The organism is Burkholderia aenigmatica (genome assembly GCF_902499175.1).
GTDB lineage: Bacteria > Pseudomonadota > Gammaproteobacteria > Burkholderiales > Burkholderiaceae > Burkholderia > Burkholderia aenigmatica.
This window is the reverse complement of sequence record NZ_CABVQC010000010.1, coordinates 111538-128204: the sequence shown is the minus strand read 5'-3', so window position 1 is coordinate 128204 and position 16667 is coordinate 111538. Positions and strand designations below refer to the sequence as shown.

At 66.5% G+C, this 16667-nt stretch carries 19 protein-coding genes; 12 read left to right on the top strand and 7 right to left on the bottom strand.

Features of this window, described 5'->3' with window-relative positions:
- Position 1: 1 nt before the first annotated feature.
- Positions 2-631: a TetR/AcrR family transcriptional regulator gene (locus BDO18943_RS10100; protein ID WP_175022161.1), complete on the bottom strand. Its 630-nt coding sequence runs from the start codon at positions 629-631 to the stop codon at positions 2-4.
- Between the two features lie 78 nt (positions 632-709).
- Between BDO18943_RS10100 and BDO18943_RS10095 the strand changes: the two genes are divergently transcribed.
- The 3 genes from BDO18943_RS10095 (at position 710) to BDO18943_RS10085 (ending at position 4204) form a co-directional block, all read left to right on the top strand.
- Positions 710-1126, top strand: coding sequence for a darcynin family protein (locus BDO18943_RS10095; RefSeq protein ID WP_175022160.1), 417 nt, complete (start codon positions 710-712; stop codon positions 1124-1126).
- Between the two features lie 106 nt (positions 1127-1232).
- Positions 1233-2621, top strand: a complete 1389-nt coding sequence (locus BDO18943_RS10090; protein ID WP_175022159.1) for an MFS transporter — start codon at positions 1233-1235, stop codon at positions 2619-2621.
- Between the two features lie 371 nt (positions 2622-2992).
- Positions 2993-4204: a winged helix-turn-helix domain-containing protein gene (locus BDO18943_RS10085; RefSeq protein ID WP_175022158.1), complete on the top strand. Its 1212-nt coding sequence runs from the start codon at positions 2993-2995 to the stop codon at positions 4202-4204.
- 51 nt (positions 4205-4255) lie between these two features.
- Here BDO18943_RS10085 and BDO18943_RS10080 read toward each other — a convergent pair whose 3' ends face one another.
- Complete coding sequence (locus BDO18943_RS10080; RefSeq protein WP_006480837.1) at positions 4256-4474, bottom strand: DUF1653 domain-containing protein; 219 nt, start codon at positions 4472-4474, stop codon at positions 4256-4258.
- A gap of 57 nt (positions 4475-4531) precedes the next feature.
- Positions 4532-4975 (bottom strand): GNAT family N-acetyltransferase, encoded by a 444-nt coding sequence (locus BDO18943_RS10075; RefSeq protein ID WP_175022157.1) that lies wholly within the window; start codon positions 4973-4975, stop codon positions 4532-4534.
- A gap of 304 nt (positions 4976-5279) precedes the next feature.
- Here BDO18943_RS10075 and BDO18943_RS10070 point away from each other — a divergent pair, with 304 nt between their 5' ends.
- Together BDO18943_RS10070 and BDO18943_RS10065 are read left to right on the top strand one after the other, a co-directional pair.
- Positions 5280-5903 carry an HAD hydrolase-like protein gene (locus BDO18943_RS10070; protein WP_175022156.1) on the top strand — a complete coding sequence of 208 codons (624 nt, stop codon included), beginning with the start codon at positions 5280-5282 and terminating at the stop codon, positions 5901-5903.
- Between the two features lie 394 nt (positions 5904-6297).
- Entirely contained in the window at positions 6298-6867 is a 570-nt protein-coding gene (locus BDO18943_RS10065; protein ID WP_175022155.1) for a DUF4142 domain-containing protein, read from the top strand.
- A gap of 106 nt (positions 6868-6973) precedes the next feature.
- Here the strand turns inward: BDO18943_RS10065 and BDO18943_RS10060 are convergent, their stop codons facing one another.
- Both BDO18943_RS10060 and BDO18943_RS10055 read right to left on the bottom strand, forming a co-directional pair.
- Positions 6974-7573: a GNAT family N-acetyltransferase gene (locus BDO18943_RS10060; RefSeq protein ID WP_175022154.1), complete on the bottom strand. Its 600-nt coding sequence runs from the start codon at positions 7571-7573 to the stop codon at positions 6974-6976.
- A gap of 55 nt (positions 7574-7628) precedes the next feature.
- The gene (locus tag BDO18943_RS10055) at positions 7629-8543 is read right to left on the bottom strand and encodes a LysR family transcriptional regulator (RefSeq protein WP_043179985.1); all 915 of its coding nucleotides are present in this window, start codon (positions 8541-8543) and stop codon (positions 7629-7631) included.
- Between the two features lie 109 nt (positions 8544-8652).
- On the opposite strand from BDO18943_RS10055, the gene lysA reads away from it, so the two are divergent.
- The 6 genes from lysA to BDO18943_RS10025 all read left to right on the top strand — a co-directional run bounded on the left by lysA (position 8653) and on the right by BDO18943_RS10025 (position 14426).
- Positions 8653-9891: a diaminopimelate decarboxylase gene (gene lysA / locus BDO18943_RS10050; RefSeq protein WP_175022153.1), complete on the top strand. Its 1239-nt coding sequence runs from the start codon at positions 8653-8655 to the stop codon at positions 9889-9891.
- A gap of 590 nt (positions 9892-10481) precedes the next feature.
- Positions 10482-11282, top strand: a complete 801-nt coding sequence (locus tag BDO18943_RS10045) for a transporter substrate-binding domain-containing protein (RefSeq protein ID WP_089452271.1) — start codon at positions 10482-10484, stop codon at positions 11280-11282.
- A gap of 67 nt (positions 11283-11349) precedes the next feature.
- Complete coding sequence (locus tag BDO18943_RS10040) at positions 11350-12009, top strand: amino acid ABC transporter permease (RefSeq protein ID WP_175022152.1); 660 nt, start codon at positions 11350-11352, stop codon at positions 12007-12009.
- Between the two features lie 41 nt (positions 12010-12050).
- Positions 12051-12776 (top strand): amino acid ABC transporter ATP-binding protein, encoded by a 726-nt coding sequence (locus BDO18943_RS10035; protein ID WP_175022184.1) that lies wholly within the window; start codon positions 12051-12053, stop codon positions 12774-12776.
- Positions 12777-12826: 50 nt separating this feature from the next.
- A complete protein-coding gene (metC, locus tag BDO18943_RS10030; RefSeq protein ID WP_175022151.1) occupies positions 12827-14008 on the top strand; it encodes a cystathionine beta-lyase in 1182 nt (393 codons plus the stop codon).
- Positions 14009-14081: 73 nt separating this feature from the next.
- Positions 14082-14426: a DUF3088 domain-containing protein gene (locus BDO18943_RS10025; protein WP_175022150.1), complete on the top strand. Its 345-nt coding sequence runs from the start codon at positions 14082-14084 to the stop codon at positions 14424-14426.
- Between the two features lie 83 nt (positions 14427-14509).
- Here the strand turns inward: BDO18943_RS10025 and BDO18943_RS10020 are convergent, their stop codons facing one another.
- Positions 14510-15211, bottom strand: a complete 702-nt coding sequence (locus BDO18943_RS10020) for a helix-turn-helix transcriptional regulator (protein ID WP_175022149.1) — start codon at positions 15209-15211, stop codon at positions 14510-14512.
- Positions 15212-15288: 77 nt separating this feature from the next.
- On the opposite strand from BDO18943_RS10020, the gene BDO18943_RS10015 reads away from it, so the two are divergent.
- Entirely contained in the window at positions 15289-15657 is a 369-nt protein-coding gene (locus tag BDO18943_RS10015) for a VOC family protein (RefSeq protein ID WP_175022148.1), read from the top strand.
- 58 nt (positions 15658-15715) lie between these two features.
- Here the strand turns inward: BDO18943_RS10015 and BDO18943_RS10010 are convergent, their stop codons facing one another.
- Positions 15716-16603 (bottom strand): DMT family transporter, encoded by an 888-nt coding sequence (locus BDO18943_RS10010; RefSeq protein WP_175022147.1) that lies wholly within the window; start codon positions 16601-16603, stop codon positions 15716-15718.
- Positions 16604-16667 lie beyond the last annotated feature (64 nt).

The window sequence follows — 16667 nt, the reverse complement described above, 5'->3', positions numbered from 1 at the left end:
ATCAAGCAAGTTTCGATTCGCGCGACTCGCGCAGATAACCGCGTACGGCGCGCCACGCCCGCGCATCGAGCGCATCCGCATCGGTCTCGCCGCGCGCCCCCGCCGCATCGACGATCCCCTTCACGATCGCGAGCAGATCGTGCGCGACGACGTCGGGCGCAGCGACACGCGGCGCATCGCGCTGCGCGAGCGCATGCAGCAGCGTCGCGTGGATGCGGTCCGCGACGCGTGCGGTGCGCGCGCCGAGCGGCAGCCGCGCCTCCTCGAAATCGATCAGCCGCGCGAGCACGGGACGGCGCATCTGGTGCGCGACGGCCCCGCGTACCAGTGCGCGCAGTACGTCGTCGCATGACGACAGCGCACCAGCCCGGTCGACGTCGTCGAGCAAATGCGCACTCTCGCGCTCGACGAGCGCGGCCGTCAGCGCATCGCGGTTCGGGAAGTATTGATAGAGCGAGCCGATGCTGACGCCGGCCAGCGCCGCGACCGCGTTCGTCGTGTACCCGTCGAAGCCGTCCCGCTCCAGAATGCGAGCAGCGGCCTCGACGATCGCGTCGACGGTGGCCACCGAGCGGCGCTGTCGCGGCGCCTTGCGTGGTGACAGCGGGATTCGTGGAGACGATTCGGACATGGCTGGAACGCGAGTTTCCAATATGAGCAAACGCTCATATTCTAGAAACGCCCTTCCACGCCGTCAAAAGGAATCAGCGTGCCCCAGCTCACTGCGCCCCCGCCCACCCAGTGCGTCCTCGTGAAGACGCGCCCCGAATGGCCCGGCCGCCCCGTGCCGGAGCGCTTACGACTGCGGCGCGAACGCATCACGCCGATCCGCAAGACTCACGGCGCAAGCACGTCGCCGCGCTTCGACGACACCGGGTTCTCCTCGGCGCGCGTGACCGACGTGTGGATCAGGGACGCGCAGGATCGCCACACATGCGAACACGTGATCGAGGCGCTTTGCGAGATGCCGCCCCTGGATCGCGACGGCGACATCGTCGAGATCCTGTCGGGTGTCGAGCACGTGAATGCGTCCAACGACGGCAAGGTCGCACCGTCCGCCGTCCCGACCCATGCGGCACGCAGACGCGATGCAAGCGCCGCATTTGCGCAGTCGTTCTTTCCATGACGCCCGCAAAAAAGACGACTGTTGCAACATGCGGAACAACTGTTGTCGTACGTGACTCAACGGTCACATTGTGGGCATAATGACGCCTTTACCGCGCGCCCAGCCCATGTCGCCCGTCTTTCTAGCACCGCTCATCGTTGCCTGTGCGTTGTTCATGGAAAGCGTCGACGCGAACATCATCGTCACCGCCCTCCCCGCGATGGCGAGGGACTTCGGGCACAGCCCCGTCACGTTGAACATCGCGATCACCGCCTACGTGGTCGGGCTCGGCGTGTTCATCCCGATCTGCGGCTGGCTGGCCGACCGCTTCAGCGCACGCTCCGTGTTCCGCACCGCGATCGGCATCTTCGTCGTCGGCTCGCTGATGTGCGCGGCATCCAGTTCCCTCGGCGTGCTCACGTTCGCACGCTTCATCCAGGGCGTCGGCGGCGCGATGATGGTGCCCGTCGGCCGCATCATCATCTTCCGCGCGGTGCCGCGCTCGGATCTCGTGCGCGCGATGAACTACCTCGCGATTCCCGCGCTGTTCGGGCCCACGGTCGGGCCGCTCGTCGGCGGCTTCATCACGACCTACCTGCACTGGCGGATGATCTTCTTCATCAACGTGCCGATCGGCATCTACGGGATCTACCTCGCGAGCAAGCACATCGCGAACACGCGCGAACCGGATCCCGGCCCGCTCGACTGGTTCGGCTTCCTGCTGTCGGCCAGCGGCGCCGCGCTGCTGCTGATGGGCCTCACGCTGATCGACGGTTCGCTCACGTCGCGCTCGAACGCGCTCGTCATGTGCGTGGCCGGCACCGTCCTGCTCGCGCTCTACGTGCCGTACGCGCGCCGCAAGGAGCGGCCGGTGCTCGACCTCAGCTTCCTGAAGATCCCCACGTATCACGCGAGCGTCGTCGGCGGGTCGCTGTTCCGCATCGGCCTCGGCGCGGTGCCGTTCCTGCTGCCGCTCGCGCTGCAGGAAGGGCTCGGCATGAGCGCGTTCCATTCGGGGCTCATCACGTGCGCGTCCGCGTTCGGCGGCGCGATGAGCCGCTCGACGGCCACCCATACGCTGCGCCGCTTCGGCTTCCGCACGGTGCTGATCTACAACGCGGCCTTCGCGGGGCTCGCGATCGCCGCGTACGGCGTGTTCCATCCCGGCATGGCGACCTGGGCGATCTGGCTGATCGTGCTCGTCGGCGGCATCTTCCCCGCGCTGCAGTTCACGAGCCTGAACTCGATGATCTACGCAGACATCTCGCCGCGCGATGCGGGCCGCGCGACGAGCCTCGGCAGCGTCGTGCAGCAAATGTCGCTCGGCCTGGGCGTGACGGTGGCCGGCCTCGTGCTGCACATCTCGCACTGGCTGCAAGGTCATCAAAAGATGGTGTGGTCGGATTTCTGGCCCGCGTTTCTCGTGGTCGGGCTGTGCTCGTTCGCATCGATTCCGATCACGCGGCGGTTGCCGCCCGGCGCCGGCGACGAAGTCGCGCGCGGCAAGCGGCAATAGCGATCAGGCAGGCGAGCGGGAAATAACGAAAGGGGCAGAACGAAAAACCGCCCGCGAAGCAAACCGGGGAAAAAAAAATCAGCGGACATCCACACGGGGCCGGTGCACAGCCGCATGGATGTCCGCTCAGGGCTCCGGGTCTCCCGATGGGGGTTGAGAATCCCGGATTCGCTTCCTGCGTGCCATGGACATATGTGCGTCGGAAGCAAAATCGTTGCGCGTCTTTATCGTCGCGCCATGAACTGCACTATAGGGAAACTTGCGAAACGCATCTGTCAACCATTGTCAGACACGACGCATCGGCACGTCGCACGCGCGCGCCGCTTTCGCGCTAAAGTGGTTCCCGACCATCACTCCCGGCCGCCCTTCCGATGCTTACGCTCTCGCCCGCCGCCGCCCGCGCGCTGCATCTCGCCGCGCAGGGCCTGCTGACCCCGCCCCGCCGCAAGGCGACCAAGTCCGACGTGCTCGACACGATCCGCCGGATGGCGCAGTTGCAGATCGACACCATCCACGTCGTCGCGCGCAGCCCGTATCTCGTGCTGTTCAGCCGGCTCGGCGATTTCTCGCCGCAGTGGCTCGACGAACATCTCGCCGAGGCACGCCTGTTCGAATACTGGTCGCACGAAGCGTGCTTCCTGCCGGTCGAGCAGTTCGGCCTGATGCGCTACAAGATGCTCGATCCGTCAGGGATGGGCTGGAAGTACGCAGCCGAGTGGCATGAGCAAAATCGTCCGGACATCGAACGGCTGCTCGCGCGGATTCGCGACGGGGGCCCCGTACGCTCGGCCGATTTCGCCCGCGAGGATGGCGTGAAAGGCAACGGCTGGTGGGATCGCAAGCCCGAGAAGCAGCACCTGGAAGTGCTGTTCACGACGGGCGACCTGATGGTGTCGGAACGCCGCAATTTCCAGCGCGTGTACGACGTGCGCGAGCGCGTGCTGCCCGACTGGGACGATGCGCGCGACCTGCCGCCCCGCCACGCCGTGCTGCCCGCGCTGCTCGACTACACGTGCCGCGCGCTCGGCGTCGTGCGCGCGGACTGGGTGGCCGACTACTACCGACTGCCGCGCCGTTCGTACCGCGCGGAGCTCGAGCAGCTCGCGGACGCGGGCGACCTGATCCCGGTGGCGATCGACGACTGGAAGGAGCCGGCCTACGTGCATCGCTCGCTCGAAGCGTTGCTGCCGGCCGCGCAGGCCGACACGCTGCGCTCGACAGTCACGACGCTGCTGTCGCCGTTCGACCCGGTCGTCTGGGACCGGCGGCGTGCGTCGACGCTATTCGGTTTCGATTACACGATCGAATGCTATACGCCCGGGCACAAGCGGCGTTACGGCTACTTCTGCCTGCCGGTGCTGCATCGCGGCCGGCTGGTCGGGCGCATCGACGCGAAGGCGCATCGCACGCTCGGGACGTTCGAACTGAAGGTCGTGCATGTCGAGCCGGGCGTGCGGTTCGGCACGGGGCTCGCAGCGGATGTCGCGAAAGCGGTGAAGAAGCTCGCGGCGTGGCACGGCACGCCGGAAGTCACGGTCGGGCAGGCCCCGCCGGAGCTGGTGAAGGCGCTGGCCGGCGCGTAGACGGTCACGCAGCCGGCTGGCATGGCGGCGCCGCGCGCCGCCGGCCGTCAATCAGTCGCGCAGCTTGCGGAAACGCGGCGTGCCGTCTTCGAGGTTCCCGTTGAACATCGCTTCCGGCCGCACCCACAGCCCGCGCGCATGCGGCCACAGATGTTCGTACACGACCACCGATTCCTCGGTTTCGGAATGGCGGGCAACGCCGATGTAGCGATACAGCCCGCCCTTGTAATGGCGATGCGTCGCGAGCTGTTCGGCTTCCTGTTCGGTCATGATGGGCTTCTCTTCGGCAAAAACGGAAAGCGCGTATTGTATGCGCTGCGCCGCGCGTCAGCGTTTCGCGTAGATGTCCGCGCGACGGATCTCCATCACCCGCTCGGGATTCGCCGACGGCCCGAAGCCGACCGGCCGGTACAGCTCGTGCGCATCGGACGTCACGAGCATGATGCGGCGCAGGCCCTGCACCATCTCCTGCGCGAACACGTGATCGATCAGCGCGCGGCCGTAGCCGTTGCCGCGCTCGGCCGGCAGCACGAACACGTCGCACAGGTACGCGAACGTCGCGTGATCGGTGACGAGCCGCGCAAAGCCGACGAGCCGGTCGCCCACGTAGGCGCCGAAGCACAGCGAGCCTTCGATCGCACGCTCGACCACGTCGCGCGGAATGCCCTGCGACCAGTATGCGTCGCGATGCAGGAAGTCGAAGATCGCGTCGATGTCGAGTTCGCGCTTGTCGGTGGAAAATCTCAGCGTGGCAGGGGTGGCAGCGGGCACGTCGGTCTCCGGTTGGTGTGGTGGCAGGCGAAACGTTGACGATACCGCGCGGCGCGAGGGGCGACAAGCGGCGACACCTATCGGCTCCCACCCAGCGAACAGGCATCCACTTGCCCGGCTCACGGCGCCCGCAACGTCCGATCTGCCTTGCAACGCTTCAACGGCAGCAGCCGGGCCGAGACGATCCGCGCGTGCGCGGGTCGATTTCGAGGTCGAGGTCGAGGCGGGCGCAACCAACCGTGCGGACGACGGGACTCGATTCGGTGACAATGTCGCCTGCCCGATAAACCTGCCACGCCGCTTCATGCCCTACCGTATCATCGCATTCGACTTCGACGGCACGCTCGCCGATTCGCTCGACAGCTTTCTTGCGGCGCTGTCGGAAGCGTCGCGCCTGCACGGCTTTCGCGACGCCACGCCCGAGCTGCGCCCGGCGCTGCGCGGCATGTCGGCCCGCGACATCATCCGTGCACTCGAGGTGCCGATGTGGAAAGTACCGCGCGTGACGATCGACATGCGTCGCCTGATGCAGCCGCGCGTCGCACAAGTGACGCTGTTCCCTGGCGTCGACGAAACGTTCGACGCGCTCGCCGCGCGCGGCATCCGCATCGCGATCGCCACGTCGAATACCGAGGCGATCGTACGCGACCGGCTCGGCCCGCACGCCAGCAGCCGTGTCGAGCATTTCGCGTGCGGCATTCCGCTGTTCGGCAAGGCACGTCGCCTGCGCGCACTCGTTCACGAGGCCGGCGTGCGCAACGATGAAGTGCTGTATGTCGGCGATGAAATCCGCGACGCCGACGCGGCACGACGCGCACGCATTGCATTCCAGGGCGTCGCGTGGGGCTACACCGCGCCGGACGCGTTGCAGGCGCATTGCGCGACACCGTTGCTGCCGCGTCTCGACGCATTGCTCGATCGCGTGTGACGCATTCGAGCGCGGCGCGCATCCGCTTCGACCCATCGCTCGATGCAAGCGACCTCGCATGACACGGCAGCACGATGATGAAAAGCCGATGACACGCACGTGCCTTTCGCACGTCGCCTGCACGCAAAAATTGCCACCATCGCACACCCGACAGGTACGCAATACCTGTCGGCGCGCGTGCTCATCGATTCGTCTTACCAACCGTTACACAAACCACAGCGCGGTTGCACCTGCTACCGGATCGCTCTCCTAGAATCGGTCGGGTCGGGAAACACGTCGACCGGCGCCGCGGCAGAGCGGCGGTCGAATCCGGCCCGGGCGCGCCCGGTCTCTCGCACAGCGACGGATCACGTGATCCGTTTTTCAACCAGAGCCCCGATCGAAAGGAGGTCCCATGAACCGCTTTCCCCAAGTCTCGCGCCTTGCTTTGTCTGCCGCTGGCCTGCTTCTCGTCGCCGTGACGGCGACTGCACAAACCGCACAACCGGCACCGAACGCACCGGCCGCCGCCGCGACGCGCATCCACGAAGCCGACCAGGCCTTCATCACGGACGGCACGAAGACCGTGTCGACGCAGCACGACGCGGCGCGTATCGCCGATTCGCGCACGTCGGACAGCCAGGTCAAGGCGTTCGCGCAACGCGTATCGACCGACGATGAAAAGATCATCCAGGCGATGCGCGCAGCCAGCCCGCGCGGCGTCGACGTGCCGGCCAACGACCCCGACACGTCGGTGCTGAACAGCATCAAGAGCCTGCGCGGCGCCGAGTTCGACAAGGCGTACATCGAGCAGGTCGCGCTTGCCGGCCAGCAGAAGGCCATCTCGGCATTCCAGGCCGAAATCGCGTCGGGCCGCGACACGAAGCTGAAGGAAGTCGCCCGCCAGTCGCTGCCGATCCTGCAGAAGCACTACGCCGACGCGCAGAAGCTCGCGGAACGCCACCACCTCGCCTCGGCGCAGTAACGCGCCGCAGCGCCGCGCATCATGTGCGGCGCGCTGCTTCCCCTGCCGTCGCGTCGCCGCTCCCCTTCCGGCGGCGCGACGCACGTCCGACGTCACGCTTCACGCGTTACGTCGCGAGCTTCGCCAACAGCCGCGCACGCACTTCCGGCCATTCGTCGTCGATGATGCTGAAGCGCACCGAATTGCGCTTGCGGCCATCCGGCATGATCCGTTCATGCCGCACGATGCCTTCCTGCTTCGCACCGAGCCGCAGGATCGCCGCGCGCGATTTCTCGTTCAGCTCGTCGGTCGTGAACTGCACGCGCACACATTGCAGCACGTCGAACGCATAGCCCAGCAGCAACCATTTCGCTTCGGTATTCGCACGCGTGCGCTGCGCCGATTCGCTCAGCCACGTATGGCCGATCTCGAGCTTGCGGTTCTTGCGATCGATCTTCCAGAAGCGCGTGCTGCCGATCACGCGGCCCGATGCGCGATCGACGATCGCAAACGGCATCACGGTGCCGGTGGCGCGGCCCTGCAATGCGGTCGCGATATACGCGTCGATCGTCTCCGGGCCCGGCACGACCGTGACCTTCAGGTTCCACAACTGTCCATCGGCAGCCGCGTCCAGCAGCGCCTGCCGGTCGGATGGATCGAGCGGCCTCAGTTCGACGCGTTCGCCGGTGAGGATCGGTGGTTCGACGGAAGCGGAAGCGTCGGTCATGAAGGGTTCCGGAAAGAGGCGACGATGGCGGCGAAACGCCCATCATACGGCCGCGTCAGCCGAGCAGCGTTGCCAATCGGCGGCGGATCGCCTTCGCTTCGCCGCGCAGCGCATCGGCAAACGCATCGACGAGCAGGCTCTTGGGGCGGTGCTCGGGCACGATCACGCTGACCCGGTACGGAAACGATCGCGTGAGCGGCCGCACGTGCAGGTCGCGCCCGACGAAATCGAGCGCGGTCAACGGATTGACGATCGCGGCACCGAGCCCCTGCCGCACGAACGCGCACACCGACACCGCCGACGGCGTTTCGACCACCGAGCGCGGCGCGACGCCGAGCTGCGCGAACGCCTCGTCGATCAGGATGCGGTACGGATCGTTCAGCGACAGGCTCACGAACGGGCGATCGGCGAGATCCAGCAGATCGATCGCATCCTGCGCGAGCAGCGGATGGCCGTCGGGCAACACACACACTTCGTCGACTTCAAGCAGCGGCGTGAGCACGGTGCCGGCCGGCGCGACGTCATGCTCGGTCAGCCCGAGGTCGTAACGCTGCGCGGTCAGCCATTCTTCGAGCACCGGCGATTCCTGCGTCGCCACCGACACGCTGACGCCCGCGTGGGCCTCGTGAAAACGCCGGCACGCGCCAGGCAGGATCGCGTGCGAGAACGCCGGCAGCGCGATCACCGACAACTGACCGTCACGAAATTCACGCAACCGCGCGGCCGTCGCCGCGACGCGTTCAAGCCCCACATACGCAAGCCGCACGTCGTCGAACAGCGTGAGCGCGGCCATCGTCGGCCGCAGCCGGCCGTGCGCACGCTCGAACAGCGCGAAGCCGACGACCTGCTCCATGCGCGCAAGCTCGCGGCTGATCGTCGGTTGCGACGTATAGAGCATCTCCGCGGCGCGCGTCGTGCTGCCGGTGACCATCAGCGCGCGGAAGACCTCGATATGGCGGTGCGTGAGCATGATCTTCTATATCAGATATGAATCGAATCTCGATAAACAGGCATTTTACTGTATAGCTGATCGGGCGCATCATTCACGCTATCCATTCATTCGACCCGATTGATCCGCCATGTCTCTCGATTCCCGCCAGCTCGCGACGCTCGCGCAGCAATACGGCACCCCGCTGTGGGTGTACGACGCCGACGTCATCCGCGACCGCATCGCCCAACTGCGTCAGTTCGACGTGATCCGCTATGCGCAGAAGGCGAACTCGAACGTCCATATCCTGAAGCTGATGCGCGAAGAAGGCGCGTGCGTCGACGCCGTATCGCTCGGCGAGATCGAGCGCAGCCTCGCGGCCGGGTTCAGCCCCGCCGGCGAGCCGGAAGGCGTCGTGTTCACGGCCGACCTGATCGACCGCCCGACGCTCGCGGCCGTGCTGAAGCACGGCGTGACCGTGAACGCCGGTTCGCTCGACATGCTCGCGCGTATCGGCGAGCACGCGCCCGGCCACCGCGTGTGGCTGCGCGTCAACCCCGGTTTCGGCCACGGCCACAGCAACAAGACCAATACCGGCGGCCCGCAAAGCAAGCACGGCATCTGGATCGACGACGTACCGCGCGCGATCGAGATCGTGCGCCAGTACGGGCTGAAGCTCGTCGGCATCCACATGCACATCGGCTCGGGCGTCGACTACGGCCACCTGTCGCAGGTGTGCGATGCGATGGTCGATCTCGTCTCGTCGCTCGGCCATGACATCGACGCGATCTCGGCCGGCGGTGGCCTGTCGATCCCGTATCGCGACGGCGAGCCGCGTGTCGACGTCGGCCACTACTTCAGCCAGTGGGACGCCGCGCGCAAGCGGATCGAACGGCATCTCGGCCACCCGGTGCGCATCGAGATCGAACCGGGCCGCTTCCTCGTCGCCGAGGCCGGCACGCTCGTCACCGAAGTGCAGGCCGTCAACCGCCGGCCGAAGCACGACTTCGTGCTGATCGACGCGGGCTTCAACGACCTGATGCGCCCGTCGATGTACGGCAGCTACCACGCGGTGTCGGTGCACACGCACGATGGCGCGCTGCCGGCCGGCCGGCCGCTCGTCGATCTCGCGATCGCGGGTCCGCTGTGCGAATCGGGCGACGTGTTCACGCAGGACGCGGGCGGTGTGGTCACGCACCGCAAGCTGGCGCAGCCGCAGATCGGCGACCTGCTGTTCCTGCACGACGCGGGCGCGTACGGCGCGTCGATGTCCTCGAACTACAACAGCCGGCCGCTCGCGCCGGAAGTGCTCGTCGATCGCGGCACGCCGCGGCTGATCCGCCGCCGGCAGACGATCGACGAACTGCTCGCGCTCGAAACGTTCGAGTAACGCGCACCCCGCGTCACGAAGGCCAACGGCCAGGCTTGCCACTCACGGCAGCCTGGCCGTTTTGCTTTGCGACGTCCGGCCGGATCGCGGCCTGGAGCAACCGTCCGCCCGCACCGTAGCACCTGATCCCTCTCATCGTGCGCAACCGCAGCAGATCGCATGCGCCACCTTTCGCGCGCAGAGAAAAACATTCCACGTCGCGTGAAAAGTGCACGCATCTTTGGAAACACATTCCCTTTTGACAAAACTAAGATTGCCCTCAGTCGCACCGCATTCCTGTCGCCGGATACGCATCGACGATGCATCCGGTCCACCACACTCGCAATGCTGCACGGGCAATCATGAATCGCACGCTTGAACGCTTCGCCGCGCACGCCGGCCTTCGCCGCTGCTCACGCGCCTGCGTCATCCATCCGTACGCGCACCCGTCCTTCATCGCCCACGAGCGCATGCCGTAACGCACGGCATCGCGCACGGCGGACAGCCACGCCCGCCGCCTCACGCTTCATCGACTTCCCGCTCACGGCGACGCCGCCCGTCGCCGCGGCGTCGCACACCCTGAATTTTCGACAACAACCCCGGAGACAACCATGAAGCACTTCACCCCGACGTTCAAGCAAGGCATCGCGGCCGCCCTCCTCTGCATCGCGACCGCGACATCGCATGCGGCTGACCTGCTCGACACCGTCAAGCAGGCCGGTGTGCTGAAGATCGCGCTGGAAGGCACCTATCCGCCGTTCGACTATCGCAATGCCGACGGCCAGCTCGAAGGCTTCGACGTCGACGTCGCGAAGGCGGTTGCCGCTCGCCTCGGCGTGAAGCCGCAGTTCGTGACGACCGAATGGAGCGGGATTCTCGCCGGCCTGCAGGCCGGCAAGTTCGACGTGATCGTCAACCAGGTCGCGATCACCCCGTCGCGCCAGCAGGCGCTCGATTTCAGCGCGCCGTACGTGTATTCGTCCGCGCAGCTGCTGCAACGGCAAAACGATGCGCGCGCATTCAAGTCGCTCGACGAACTGAAGGGCAAGAAGGTCGGCGTGACGATGGGCAGCAACTATGTCGATCTGGTCAAGACCGTGCCCGCGATCGACCTGCAGGTCTACCCCGGTACGCCGGAAAACCTGCGTGACCTGGCGGCCGGGCGGATCGACGCGGCGGTCAACGATCGCCTGATGCTCAGCTACCTGATCAAGAACTCGCACCTGCCGCTGCGCCCGGGCTCCGTGCTCGCGGGCGGCGAAGACCGGATGGGCATTCCGTTCCGCAAGGGCAATCCGAAATTCGCGAAGGCGATCGACGACGCCGTGGCGTCGCTGCAGCAGGACGGCACGCTGAAGAAGATCTCGATGCAGTGGTTCGGCGCGGACACGACCAAGCCGGTGACGCAATAACGCAGCCCGCCCCGCGCACGAACGCATGAACGCGCGGGGCGTCCGGCACACAATCAGGAGACACGCAATGGAAGCACTCCAACTGGTCGTACATACGCTGCCCGTGATGGTCAAGGGCGCCATGCTCACGCTGAAGTTTGCCGTCGCGTCGATGGCGCTGGGTCTCGTCGTCGGGCTCGTGATCGCGATCATGCGCATCGGCAGCAACCGGCTTGCCGCCAGCCTCGCGCAAGGCTACGTCAGCCTGATGCGCGGCACGCCGCTGCTCGTGCAGATGTTCGTCGTCTACTACGGGCTGCCCGATCTCGGCATCACGCTCGACCCCACGACGGCCGGCATCTTCACGCTGACCCTCAACGCAGGCGCCTATCTGTCCGAGAGCATGCGCGGCGCAATTCTCGGCATCGGCCGCGGGCAATGGGCAGCCGCCCACAGTCTCGGTCTCACGCACGTGCAGACGCTGCGCTACATCGTCTGCCCGCAAGCGCTGCGCCTCGCGGTGCCGAGTCTCGGCAACACGCTGATCAGCCTGATCAAGGACACGTCGCTGGTCTCGGTGATCACCGTCACCGAATTGCTGCGCTCGACGCAGGAGGTGATCGCCGCGACGTTCCAGCCGCTGCCGCTCTATCTCGCCGCCGCCGCGATCTACTGGGTCCTCAGCACGCTGCTCACGCGGCTTCAGGGTCGCGTCGAGACGCGCCTCGCACTGCCGTCCACGCATTGAACGCGCCCGACCTTCACATGAACTCCATCGACGGACAGAACATGATTACGCTCGACAACGTATCGAAATGGTATGGCAAGCACCAGGTGCTCTCGGCATGCAGCGCGGCCGTCTCGAAGGGCGAAGTGGTCGTCGTGTGCGGGCCGTCCGGGTCCGGAAAATCAACGCTGATCAAGACGATCAACGGTCTCGAACCGTTCCAGAAAGGCAGCATCACCGTCGACGGCACGCGGCTCGGCGATCCCGCCGTGAAGCTTGCGCAATTGCGCGCCCGCGTCGGCATGGTGTTCCAGCATTTCGAGCTGTTCCCGCACCTGTCGATCACCGACAACCTGACGCTTGCGCAGATCAAGGTACTCGGCCGCCGCAAGGACGAGGCCGTCGAAAACGGCATGAAGCTGCTCGACCGCGTCGGCCTGAAGGCGCACGCGCACAAATATCCGGGGCAGTTGTCCGGCGGGCAGCAGCAGCGCGTCGCGATTGCGCGCGCGCTGTCGATGAACCCGGTCGCGATGCTGTTCGATGAGCCGACCTCCGCGCTCGATCCCGAGATGATCACCGAAGTGCTCGACGTGATGGTCGAGCTCGCGCGTGACGGCATGACGATGGTATGCGTGACGCATGAAATGGGCTTTGCGCGGAAGGTCGCGCATCGCGTGATCTTCATGGACCAGGGCGCGGTGGTCGAGGACGCGGCCAGCGACCGGTTCTTCGCGGCGCCGCATTCCGAACGCGCGCGCGACTTCCTCGACAAGATCCTGCATTGACCGCGCAACGGCTGCCCCGCTTCGATTGATCGACACCCAAAGGAGACATCTTGAACCACCTGCATTCGCCCGACACCGTTCTCGCCCATGAAGGCCGCTCGCACGGCCAGCCCGGCTCGCCGGTCAACCCGCCGGTCTATCGCCAGTCGACGCTGCTCTTTCACGGCACCGACGCACTCGACGCCGTACGCGGCACGCCGCTCGCGTACGGGCGTCATGGCAGCCCGACCACGCGCGCGCTCGAGAAAGCGCTCGCGCGGCTCGAAGGCGCACACGCCGCGTTGCTGACACCCAGCGGCCTGAGTGCGATCACGACCGCATTGCTCGCGGTGCTGAATCCGGGAGACCATCTGCTGATGGCCGACTCGGTGTACGACCCGACCCGGTCGTTCTGCGACGAAACGCTGGCGCGCCTCGGCATCGCGACGACGTACTACGATCCGACGATCGGCGCGGACATCGCATCGCTGATGCGGCCGAACACGCGCGCGGTATTCGCCGAATCGCCGGGCTCGCTGACCTTCGAAGTGCAGGACATTCCGGCCATCTGCAGCGTCGCGCACCGGCACGACGCGGTTGTGCTGCTCGACAACACATGGGGCACACCGCTGAATTTCCGCTCGTTTTCGCATGGCGTCGACGTGTCGATTCATGCCGCGACCAAATACATCGCCGGGCACTCGGACGTGCTGATGGGGGCGATTCTGACGACCGAGGCGCTCGCGCCGAAGGTCACGCGCTTTTATCGGCAACTCGGCATGACCGTCAGCGGTGACGACGCGTATCTCGCGCTGCGCGGCCTGCGTACGCTGTCGGTCCGGCTCGAGCGGCATCAGCGCAACGCGCAGGTGTTGACCGACTGGCTGTCGCGGCAGCCGGAAGTCGCGCGGATCCTGTATCCGGCGCGCCCCGGCGACGCCGGCCATGCGCTGTGGCAGCGCGATTTCACGGGCGCGTGCGGGCTGTTCGGCGTGGTGCTGCATCCGCAGGCCGACGAAGCCGTGCGCGCCCTGCTCGACGGCATGACGTGCTTTGGCATGGGGTATAGCTGGGGCGGCTTCGAGAGCCTGATCATCCCGTCCAATCCGGCTCGTAACCGCACCGCCACCCAATGGGCGGCGACCGGCCCGCTGCTGCGGATTCATGCAGGGCTCGAGCATCCCGACGACATGATTGCCGACCTCGCCGCCGGCTTCGCGAGAATGCGCGCCGCCGCGCTCGCGGAAGCGTGACATTCGGCGACGTCACGCGCCCCCCACATCACGATTTCTTCGACGTTTTTCCCTCTGTCATAGCGAGACCATCATGAAAGACACACTGTTCATTCTCCGCCCTGGTTTCTTCAAGGACTCCGAAGGTCCGTTCTACTGCGGCGATTCGGTTTCCGTCGAAGGGCTGCTGAGTTTCTATCCGCAGTTGCGCGACGCCGTCGACGTCGAATACATCGACGCCCCGCGTCCGCGCCAGCCGATCGTCACACTGCTAGGTGCGGACAACCAGTCGGCACCGGTGCTCGTGCTCGGCGACGGACGGGCGCCGGACGACGACACCCTTGCGATTCGGGAGCACAACGGCAGGCGCTTCATCGATTCGCCTGCCGATATCCGGCGGTACCTGTCGGCGCAATACGGCGTGGCGCACGTCGCCTAAGCGCACCGGCGCGTGCGGTCGAGCGGCCGCACGGAACGGGGCGCGCGATGCGCGGCCCGTTCTCCGCCCCGCCGCCGGCCGCGCTACTTCACCGCCACGCGCACGTCGGCGCCCGCCGCGCGCCACGCCTTCAGCAACGCCGCACGCCGCCGCGGATAGCGCACCTCCAGCGGTTCGAGCCCGACGATGCGATCCGTCCGGAAATGCCGGAAATCGTTCCGGCCTTCACACCACGCCGCCACGATCCGCACGTCATTGAAATAGCCGAGCGCGAACGGCCACACGATCCGTTCGTCGATCGTTTTCCGGCCCTCGCCCGTGTAGCGGATCCTGAGCTTGCTTTCGGTACGGATCGCCGCGCGCACGACACCCATGTCGATGGTTTCCCGATCCACGATCGTGCGCGGGCCGACGAGCAGCGTCGTGCACTCCATCTCGCGACGCAACTCGGCAGGCAGCACGGCGGAGATCTTGGCGAGTGCATCGGCGGCAGCCGTCGTGAGCTGCGCATCCGCAAACTTCCCGACCCAGCGAAAACCGAGCATCAGCGCTTCCAGTTCCGTTTGCGAAAACATCAGCGGCGGCAGCATGAACCCGGCGCGCAGCACATAGCCGACTCCCGGCTCGCCGTCGATGTCGGCCCCCTGCGCCTGCAGCGACGCGATATCGCGATAGACCGTCCGGAGGCTGACGCCGAGTTCCCCGGCCAGCACGCGGCCGCTCACCGGGCGGCGGTGGCGCCGCAGCACCTGCAGCAGCGAGAGCAATCGTTCGGCACGCGTCATCGTTCCATGCTGCCACTTTCTGACAGCATCCATTCATAGAATGGAACGCATCTTAATCGATCCCAGGACGGCTCCGCATGACTTCCCCGAATCTCGTTCTTCTGTATGTCGAGGACCCGGCGCAAAGCGCGCAATTCTACGAGCGCCTGTTCGGGCGACCGCCGGTCGCCGTGTTTCCCACCTATGCGGCATTCACGTTCGACAACGGGCTGCATCTGGGCCTGTGGTCGACCAGCGCACGCGATTTCGTATCGGGCGGCGCCGGCCACCGCTCGGAGCTGGCCTTCATGGTCGACGACGATCGCGAAGTCCGGCGCCTGTACGACGCGTGGAAGGCACTCGGCGTGCCGTTCGAGCAGGCGCCGATGGTGGCGGTATTCGGCCTGACGTTCGTCGCGCTCGACCCGGACGGCCACCGCTTGCGCGTGTGCACGCCGGACGACTGAGCGCGAGCGGGCGCGACCTTCGACCGGTCGCGCCCGCGCATTGGCTCAGGCTCGCACGTCAGCTCGTACGCCGCACGGGTGCTATTTTCGAGAAGTATTTCGCACCCGCCACGCAGCCGACCACGACGACCGTCACCACGACCATCGATGGCGGCACCGTCTCGTGCAGCAGCCCGGCCGCGAGCAGCAAGCCGAAGAACGGCTGCAGCAGCTGCAACTGGCCGACGCCCGCGATTCCGCCGAGCGCGAGCCCGCGATACCAGAACACGAAGCCGATCAGCATGCTGAACAGCGACACGTACGCAAGCCCCCACAGCGCAGCGGCATCGACGCCGTCGAACGACACGGGCCAGGTGAGCCACGTGAGCGGCAGCATCAGCGGCAGCGACAGCACGAGCGCCCACGAGATCACCTGCCACCCGCCGAGCTCGCGCGACAGGCGTGCGCCTTCCGCATAGCCCAGCCCGCACGCGACGATCGAGGCCAGCATCAGCGCGTCGCCGACCACCGACGCCTGGCCGCCGTTGCGCAACGCAAACGCGGCCACCGCGCCGCTGCCGATGATCGAGAAGATCCAGAACGGCAGCCGCGGCCGTTCGCCGCCGCGCCATACGCCGAACAGTGCGGTCGCGAGCGGCAGCAACCCGACGAACACGATCGCGTGCGCGGAGGTCACGTGCTTCAACGCAAGCGCCGTCAGCAACGGAAAGCCGATCACGACCCCGAGCGCGACGATGGCCAGCGACACGGCCTCGGCACGCGTCGGCCGCCGCTGCTTCAGCACGACGAGCAGCAGCAGGCCGAGCGCGCCCGCGATCGTCGCGCGCGCGAACGTGAGGAACAGCGGGTCGAGCCCCTGCACCGCGATACGCGTCGCGGGCAGCGAGCCACTGAAGATGATCACGCCCAGCAAGCCGCTGAGCCATCCGTCGGTCGTCTTTTGCACGGGAAATCCTGAATGGGATAAGTGGATGACCGATGATCCGCCGCCCGCGAAAAGCGCGTAAGCT